The sequence below is a fragment of the Xanthobacter sediminis genome (genome assembly GCF_043195015.1).
In the GTDB taxonomy this organism is placed as follows: domain Bacteria; phylum Pseudomonadota; class Alphaproteobacteria; order Rhizobiales; family Xanthobacteraceae; genus Xanthobacter.
Genome location: NZ_JBAFWH010000066.1, coordinates 1 through 283, shown reverse-complemented (window position 1 = coordinate 283; position 283 = coordinate 1). Strand labels below are relative to the sequence as shown.

Below are 283 nucleotides of genomic sequence, written 5' to 3'. Positions count from 1 at the left end.
CGCCGGCAGGATCGTTGTCGCGGACGATGTAGAGCCGCCGCAGGTCGGGTGGGAATGCGACGACGGCAAGGTGAGCGGCCGAGAGCGCCGCTGCCATCGGGAGGCTGGGCAGCACGGTCCGCACGGAAAGGATGGTCTCGATGCCCTCGCCGGTGGCCAGAACGTTGTCAGGCCTGCCGAAGCGAACGGCATGTTCCAGCAGGTGGCCCATGGCACGTCGGGGCGTGGCGATGCTTGCCTTGTCCGATCCGTCGGGAGCGAGCCATGTCCGGTGGATGCCCAT

Annotated in this window: 1 protein-coding gene; it reads right to left on the bottom strand. The window is 68.2% G+C overall.

The features are described from left to right. Positions 1–283: toprim domain-containing protein (locus tag V5F61_RS21225; RefSeq protein ID WP_394104093.1), on the bottom strand; the 283-nt coding region annotated here is incomplete at both ends.